Annotated in this window: 8 protein-coding genes and 1 tRNA gene; 7 read left to right on the forward strand and 2 right to left on the reverse strand. The window is 33.7% G+C overall.

Going from position 1 to position 6,781, the window contains the following annotated elements; genetic code table 11:
- The first annotated feature begins 96 nt into the window (after positions 1 to 96).
- The 4 genes from AAYQ05_RS21780 (at position 97) to AAYQ05_RS21795 (ending at position 3,527) form a co-directional block, all read left to right on the forward strand.
- On the forward strand, positions 97 to 957 hold the full coding sequence (locus AAYQ05_RS21780) for a polysaccharide deacetylase family protein (RefSeq protein ID WP_343545340.1): 861 nt from the start codon (positions 97 to 99) through the stop codon (positions 955 to 957).
- 142 nt (positions 958 to 1,099) lie between these two features.
- Complete coding sequence (locus AAYQ05_RS21785; RefSeq protein ID WP_343545341.1) at positions 1,100 to 1,399, forward strand: hypothetical protein; 300 nt, start codon at positions 1,100 to 1,102, stop codon at positions 1,397 to 1,399.
- A gap of 247 nt (positions 1,400 to 1,646) precedes the next feature.
- The gene (locus AAYQ05_RS21790; protein WP_281633697.1) at positions 1,647 to 2,495 is read left to right on the forward strand and encodes a transketolase; all 849 of its coding nucleotides are present in this window, start codon (positions 1,647 to 1,649) and stop codon (positions 2,493 to 2,495) included.
- A gap of 78 nt (positions 2,496 to 2,573) precedes the next feature.
- Complete coding sequence (locus AAYQ05_RS21795; protein WP_177212309.1) at positions 2,574 to 3,527, forward strand: transketolase family protein; 954 nt, start codon at positions 2,574 to 2,576, stop codon at positions 3,525 to 3,527.
- A 223-nt stretch (positions 3,528 to 3,750) separates the two neighbouring features.
- Here the strand turns inward: AAYQ05_RS21795 and bamM are convergent, their stop codons facing one another.
- A complete protein-coding gene (gene bamM / locus AAYQ05_RS21800) occupies positions 3,751 to 4,923 on the reverse strand; it encodes a BamM family beta-barrel-assembly machinery protein (RefSeq protein ID WP_343545342.1) in 1,173 nt (390 codons plus the stop codon).
- Positions 4,924 to 5,002: 79 nt separating this feature from the next.
- On the opposite strand from bamM, the gene AAYQ05_RS21805 reads away from it, so the two are divergent.
- Positions 5,003 to 5,398 (forward strand): RNA-binding S4 domain-containing protein, encoded by a 396-nt coding sequence (locus AAYQ05_RS21805; protein WP_281633701.1) that lies wholly within the window; start codon positions 5,003 to 5,005, stop codon positions 5,396 to 5,398.
- Positions 5,399 to 5,570: 172 nt separating this feature from the next.
- Complete coding sequence (locus AAYQ05_RS21810; protein ID WP_343545343.1) at positions 5,571 to 6,071, forward strand: phosphoribosyltransferase domain-containing protein; 501 nt, start codon at positions 5,571 to 5,573, stop codon at positions 6,069 to 6,071.
- On the opposite strand, the gene AAYQ05_RS21815 is transcribed toward AAYQ05_RS21810, so the two are convergent.
- Positions 6,063 to 6,581 carry a shikimate kinase gene (locus AAYQ05_RS21815; RefSeq protein ID WP_111380233.1) on the reverse strand — a complete coding sequence of 173 codons (519 nt, stop codon included), beginning with the start codon at positions 6,579 to 6,581 and terminating at the stop codon, positions 6,063 to 6,065. The genes AAYQ05_RS21810 and AAYQ05_RS21815 overlap by 9 nt on opposite strands.
- Positions 6,582 to 6,707: 126 nt before the next feature.
- Here AAYQ05_RS21815 and AAYQ05_RS21820 point away from each other — a divergent pair.
- Positions 6,708 to 6,780: transfer RNA gene (locus tag AAYQ05_RS21820), tRNA-Lys, on the forward strand.
- Position 6,781: the final 1 nt, after the last annotated feature.

Raw genomic sequence — 6,781 nt, forward strand, 5'->3', positions numbered from 1 at the left:
TTAAATTTGAATAAAATCTATTAAAAATGAAATATAGTGCTGTCAGATTACAGGAAGTTGAAGCCCTCACACAGCATATTCACAATAAAAAAACAAATGAACTTAGCGCAAAAACTCGGATATCCTGAAAATAGCAAATTGTTAATCATTCACGCTGACGATGCGGGATTATCACATTCCGAAAATCAGGCAACTATAAATACACTTCAAAACGGATCTGTCAATTCCTACAGCATAATGGTTCCTTGTCCGTGGTTTTTTGAAATGGCAACTTTTGCTAAAAACAATCCGAATTATGACTGCGGAATTCATTTAACCCTAACTTGCGAATGGGAGAATTATAAATTTGGTCCGATTCTTCCCCTTTCCGAAGTTTCGAGTCTAGTAGACCAAAATGGTTATTTTTATAAAACCAGACAAGACTTCAAAAACAACGCAAAACCATCTGAAATTAAAAAGGAACTTACCGCTCAAATCGAAAAAGCTCTGCAATTTGGCATTCAGCCGACACATCTCGACTCACATATGTGCAGTGTTGGCGTTACTCCCGAAATTTTAGAAATCTATAAAGGGTTAGGAAAAACATACAATTTACCTGTTTTCATCAATAAAGACTTTGTAGAATCTGTCTCTTTATCTAACGAAAAATATAATTTTGATGATACACTTTTGGCCGATAAACTTTTAATTGGATATTATAATGACTTTGAAAAAGGAGAACTTCAAAAATCTTATGAAAAAGCGTTAGACAGTGCCATTTCTGGATTAAATATTTTCCTTCTTCATCCTGCATTTGATGATTTTGAAATGCAAGGTATTACCACAAATCATCCAAATTTTGGTTCAGAATGGCGCCAAATAGATATCGATTTTTTCACAAGTGAAAAATGTAAAGCAAAACTAATAGAGAATAATATTCAATTAGTCACTTGGCGAGAGATTGCTTCTATTAGATAATTTATCAAATTAGAAAATGAGATAATTTATTTTATGCAAATATTATAACATACTGATTTTAAAAATATAATTATTAAAGCTATAGTTTTCATAACTTTATAATAGATAAAGTATCTGTTTAACAATATTAAAGATTGGCATTATGATAAATTCAGAAGATAAAAACACAGCAAAAGAAAATGAGATCGAAAGAAATCTGGAAAACCTAAATTATCCAGCAAATGAAGACATTTACAATCGTGAAGATAAATCAGAAGATGTGGATCCAGAAAGCATTTCGACTGACCAAACCATTACTCAGAATGGCAATGAATGGAAACAAAACAGTGACAAACTTGGAAATGATTTGGATATTCCTGGCGCTGAACTAGACGACCAACAAGAAGAAATAGGCTCGGAAGATGAAGAAAATAATTATTACAGCGAAGGCGATACTGAATAAAAACCACTATTTATCATATAACACATATCTAAAGTCTTGTATTACACAAGACTTTTTTTGTGCTTTAACATAAATTGTAAAAACCACATTTATACAAGATTAAAAAGCAAAACACCCGTTATATTTTTCTTTATAATGTAAAAAAAATAGTAAAATTTAACAATTGCTATAAAACTAAAGCAAAAAATCATTTGTCTCCCCGCAAAATAACGATTACTTTTGCTCCAGTTTAACTTTTACATATAAAATGAAGCCTAACACACAACAATTAAGCGATTTAACGATCCAAGTAAGAAGAGATATTCTTAGAATGGTACATGCTGTAAACTCTGGACACCCAGGTGGTTCATTAGGTTGTACTGAATTTTTGGTAACATTGTATCAAAATATAATGGACCGCAAAGAAGGTTTTGATATGGACGGAATTGGAGAAGATTTATTTTTCCTTTCAAACGGACACATTTCTCCTGTCTTTTATAGCGTTCTAGCACGCAGTGGTTACTTTCCAGTTTCAGAATTAGCTACATTCAGATTATTAGATTCTCGTTTACAGGGACACCCAACAACTCACGAAGGTTTACCTGGAGTTCGCATTGCGTCTGGTTCATTAGGACAAGGTTTATCTGTAGCTTTGGGAGCAGCTCAAGCTAAAAAATTAAACAAAGACAATCACATCGTATATAGTTTACACGGAGATGGGGAGTTACAAGAAGGTCAAAACTGGGAAGCTATCATGTATGCTTCTGCTAAAAAAGTAGACAACATTATTGCAACGATCGACCTTAATGGAAAACAAATTGACGGGACAACAGATGAAGTTTTGCCAATGGGAAGTATCCGTGCTAAATTTGAAGCTTTTGACTGGGATGTTTTAGAAATTAAAGAAGGTAACAATATCGATGCTATTATCGCTGGATTAACTGATGCTAAATCAAGAACAGGAAAAGGAAAACCAGTTTGCATTCTATTACACACAGAAATGGGTAATGGTGTAGATTTTATGATGCACACTCATGCTTGGCACGGTAAAGCACCAAACAATGACCAATTAGCAAGTGCTTTAGCTCAAAACATTTCAACTTTAGCAGACTATTAAAAAGTACTCAGTCTCAGTAGACAGTTTTCAGCTTAAAAACTTAGTCACTTAGAAGCTTAGTACCTCAAAAGAAATAAAATGAAAAAATACGAAAATACAGGAAGTAAAGATACTCGTTCTGGTTTTGGAGCGGGAATGACTGAATTAGGTCAAAAAAACGAAAATGTTGTAGCATTATGTGCTGACTTAATTGGATCATTAAAATTTGATGATTTCAAGAAAAATCACCCAGAGCGTTTTTTCCAAATCGGAATCGCTGAAGCAAACATGATTGGAATTGCGGCAGGTTTAACAATTGGAGGAAAAATCCCTTTTACAGGAACTTTCGCTAACTTTTCTACAGGAAGAGTTTACGATCAGATTCGTCAATCTGTTGCTTATTCAGATAAAAACGTAAAAATCTGTGCTTCTCACGCTGGTTTAACTTTAGGAGAAGACGGAGCAACTCACCAAATCTTAGAAGATATCGGATTAATGAAAATGTTGCCAGGAATGACAGTAATCAACACATGCGATTACAACCAGACTAAGGCTGCAACTATTGCATTAGCAGACCACCATGGTCCTGCTTACTTACGTTTCGGACGCCCAGTAGTAGCTAACTTTACTCCTGCAGATGAGCCGTTCGTAATTGGAAAAGCAATTTTATTGAACGAAGGAACAGATGTTACTATTATCGCAACAGGACACTTAGTTTGGGAAGCTCTTATTGCAGCTGAAAAATTAGAAGAAAAAGGAATTTCTGCGGAAGTAATCAACATCCATACTATTAAACCTCTTGACGAAGAAGCAATTCTTAAATCGGTTGCTAAAACAAGATGCGTAGTTACTGCTGAAGAGCACAACTACCTAGGAGGTCTTGGAGAAAGTGTTTCTGGAGTATTAGCATTAAACAATCCAACTCCACAAGAATTTGTGGCAGTAAAAGATAGTTTTGGAGAGTCTGGAACTCCAGAGCAATTAATGGAAAAATACAAATTAAACAACCAAGCAATTGTTGAAGCTGTAGAAAGAGTAATCAAAAGAAAGTAATCTTTAAACTTTCTTACTTTATAAAAAAACCTCGGAATTTGCATTCCGAGGTTTTTTTTTACACCTTATTTCAACTAATAAACCCAAATCAAATCATATCAGCAACTCAAAACTCAAGTTCGTAAATTAAGATATTCCTTGGGAATTTGATAAATTATCTTCCTTTACATAAAAAAGCCTCGGAATCTAAAATTCCGAGGCTTCAATTATTTTGTATTATTTTTTAATTCTTTTGATAAGGATAGGTTTTATCAAGATGAATTCTTAATCTTCCAGGTTTCGTATAATCTTCTGGAACAAATTTAGCAGGATTTGTTATTGATTCAGGTTTTGTAGGATCAGTTAAACCTCCGCTTGGTCTACTAGGAATTCCTCTCGGTTCAGTTTCATCAACATTTGGCGTAGCAGAATCATCGTTCATTGGATCCCAAGGATAATAGTTTCTTATCCCAAAATAAAAAGGTGACCCATCCAATGTTCCCCAACCTATCTGATCAGTAGGCTTTGTAATTTCAAATCGAGTTGTATAACCATCTCCGTCATCATCAAAATCCAAAAAGTCCGGAATTCCGTCTTTATCAGTATCTTCTATTTTATCATCTGTCAAAGTAGGATATCTTGCAGTATCTCTCGGATCATAAAGATACCCATCACCATTAAGATCTTCCAAATAAGTTGGCACACCATCACCTATTTTTGCTTGCGCAGACGAACTATACTCAATATCAGATCGTTTTAAAGCAAGTAATTTAAAACTAAATACTAAAGGAGAATAAACAGGAATACCTGCTGGAGGATTCCCATAATACCCTAACCCTGAAGGCAAAAACATTACTCCGGCACCATAGCCATCATACGTAAAACTTCCATCAGCGCCAGCTGGGTTACGAGTTCCTACCCTAAATTGTGGCATAATCTCTGGCCAGCCATCTACAATAGGCCCTGTGACATAAATATCCAAGTTAAAATCACGTTCTAATCCGTAAGAACTATCAAATTGAGTACCGTCTAAAAGTGTTCCTGTATACGAAACCGTAATCTCATCGAAATTGCATGGTCTCTCACCAACACCTTCTCTAAAACTTAGATAATAAACTTTGTAATCAACACCACGACTAGAAACAGGTCTAATTCTCAAAGGATACTCTTGCTGATCCCAAATCGAAACTTGAGTTCCTCCTGCAGGAATTTTTTCTATTTTAACATCAAAAGTCGTCTTATCTACAACAATATAATTTGTCTTTAAATATTTTTCAATCGAATCATTATCTGCTTTATACTGCTCTGCATAATCTCTTACAGGAACCACTACTGATTTATCATCATCGCTTTTATTACAAGAAACGATGGCAATACCAGCGAGTAACAAAACAAAATAATATTTAAATTTATTCATTATTATCATTTTTTTAGGTGCGCAAGATACAATATTGATTTATTTTTGTAAAGAATTTAACTTGGATTTTAGAAAAATTATGAGAATAGATAAATACTTGTGGTGCGTTCGTTATTACAAGACCAGAAACATGGTTACTGAAGCCTGCAAAAAGAATCAGATCACTGTAAATGGGCAGGTTGCAAAACCATCAAAAGAAGTTTTTCCTACGGACCGAATTACCTTTAGAAAAGATCAAATTACACAAATTATAACAGTTTTAGATATTCCGCAAAGCCGTGTTGGAGCAAAATTGGTTGATATTTACCGAAAAAATGAAACTCCGCCAGAAGCTTATGCACATTTAGAGTTATTAAAACTATCTAAAGAACATTATAGAAGAAGCGGTACCGGACGTCCAACTAAAAAAGACCGAAGAGACATTGATGATTACGGAGACGAAATTTACGATGACGAAGAAGAGGAAACTGAATAAATTCCTTTTTTTTAAATTTCAATTTTTTAAATCCCAAATTCCAAAAAAAAGTAATCAAATTTCAAAACAGTTAAAATAAAAACAAATTCCCCTAAATAATTGGAATCTGGAATTTATTTTGAGGTTTCGGGATTGGATTTTAAATTAATTATCTTAGCAAAAAAAATACACCATGAGTAACAATATTATTCTAACCCATCAAGAAATCGAACATAAAATAAAACGTATCGCTTACCAAATTTACGAGACTTTTGTAGACGAAGAGGAAGTTGTTATTGCCGGAATTGCTTCTAACGGATTTGTTTTTGCCGAAAAAATAGCTTCAGCACTTAGCAGTATCTCTACTTTAAAAGTTTCTATCTGCGAAGTCAAAATAAACAAACAAAATCCGCAAGAAGCGATACACACTTCATTAACTCCTGAAGAATACAAAAACAAAGGACTTGTTCTGGTTGATGATGTCTTAAACTCGGGCACTACATTAATATATGCTGTTCGTCATTTCTTAGACGTTCCGCTTAAAAAATTCAAAACAGCAGTACTTGTTGATCGAAATCATAAAAAATATCCTGTAAAGGCAGATTTTAAAGGAATTTCGCTTTCAACTTCTTTATTAGAGCATGTTCAAGTAGTTTTCAATTCAGAAAATGGCGATTATGCTTTTTTAAGCTAAGATTTCTAAAATATCCTGAACCGTTTCTTCGACAGATTTATCATCTACCGAAACTTTATGTTTTGCTTGATTGTAATAATAACTTCTGTCGAATAAATGTTTCGCGATAAACTCTTTCATTTCCTCCTCATTCATATTAGCAATCAAAGGACGTTTGCTTTTATTATGCACCAATCTATTATACAAAGTATCAATAGATGCTTTTAAATATATAGATACAACATCATCTCCTTTTAATAATTCATGATTATTGGCATAACATGGAGTTCCTCCGCCTAATCCGATAATATTATTTTCAGAAGATTGCAGTAATTCTACAAACATTTCGTGCTCTAATTTTCGAAAATACACTTCTCCGTGCTTCTCAAAAATCTCATTTATGGATAAATTTGCTCTTTCCTCGATACATTTATCCAAATCTAAGAACGGAATATTTGTAATTTTTGACAAATTTTGGGCAATTGTTGACTTTCCGCAACCCATGTAACCTAACAGTACAATTTTTTTCATATTAATAAAACCTTATAAACTAAGCAATTGGAGATTTTTCCAAAAAAAAGACAAATTTATGATAAAATAGCTTGGAAACTTCAAAAAAAACTCCTTATATTTGCACCCGCATTCAAGAAATTAAATGACTCGATAGCTCAGTCGGTAGAGCACATCACTTTTAATGATGGGGTCCTGGGTTCGAGCCCCAGTCGGGTCAC

The sequence above is a fragment of the Flavobacterium movens genome (assembly GCF_039581425.1).
Taxonomy (GTDB): domain Bacteria; phylum Bacteroidota; class Bacteroidia; order Flavobacteriales; family Flavobacteriaceae; genus Flavobacterium; species Flavobacterium luteolum.

Excerpts from the sequence above, each read along its gene's own strand:
- bamM (WP_343545342.1), bottom strand. The coding sequence starts at position 4,923 with ATGAATAAATTTAAATATTATTTTGTTTTGTTACTCGCTGGTATTGCC.
- AAYQ05_RS21805 (WP_281633701.1), top strand. The coding sequence starts at position 5,003 with ATGAGAATAGATAAATACTTGTGGTGCGTTCGTTATTACAAGACCAGA.
- AAYQ05_RS21780 (WP_343545340.1), top strand. The coding sequence starts at position 97 with ATGAACTTAGCGCAAAAACTCGGATATCCTGAAAATAGCAAATTGTTA.
- AAYQ05_RS21790 (WP_281633697.1), top strand. The coding sequence starts at position 1,647 with ATGAAGCCTAACACACAACAATTAAGCGATTTAACGATCCAAGTAAGA.
- AAYQ05_RS21785 (WP_343545341.1), top strand. The coding sequence starts at position 1,100 with ATGATAAATTCAGAAGATAAAAACACAGCAAAAGAAAATGAGATCGAA.
- AAYQ05_RS21810 (WP_343545343.1), top strand. The coding sequence starts at position 5,571 with ATGAGTAACAATATTATTCTAACCCATCAAGAAATCGAACATAAAATA.
- AAYQ05_RS21795 (WP_177212309.1), top strand. The coding sequence starts at position 2,574 with ATGAAAAAATACGAAAATACAGGAAGTAAAGATACTCGTTCTGGTTTT.
- AAYQ05_RS21815 (WP_111380233.1), bottom strand. The coding sequence starts at position 6,581 with ATGAAAAAAATTGTACTGTTAGGTTACATGGGTTGCGGAAAGTCAACA.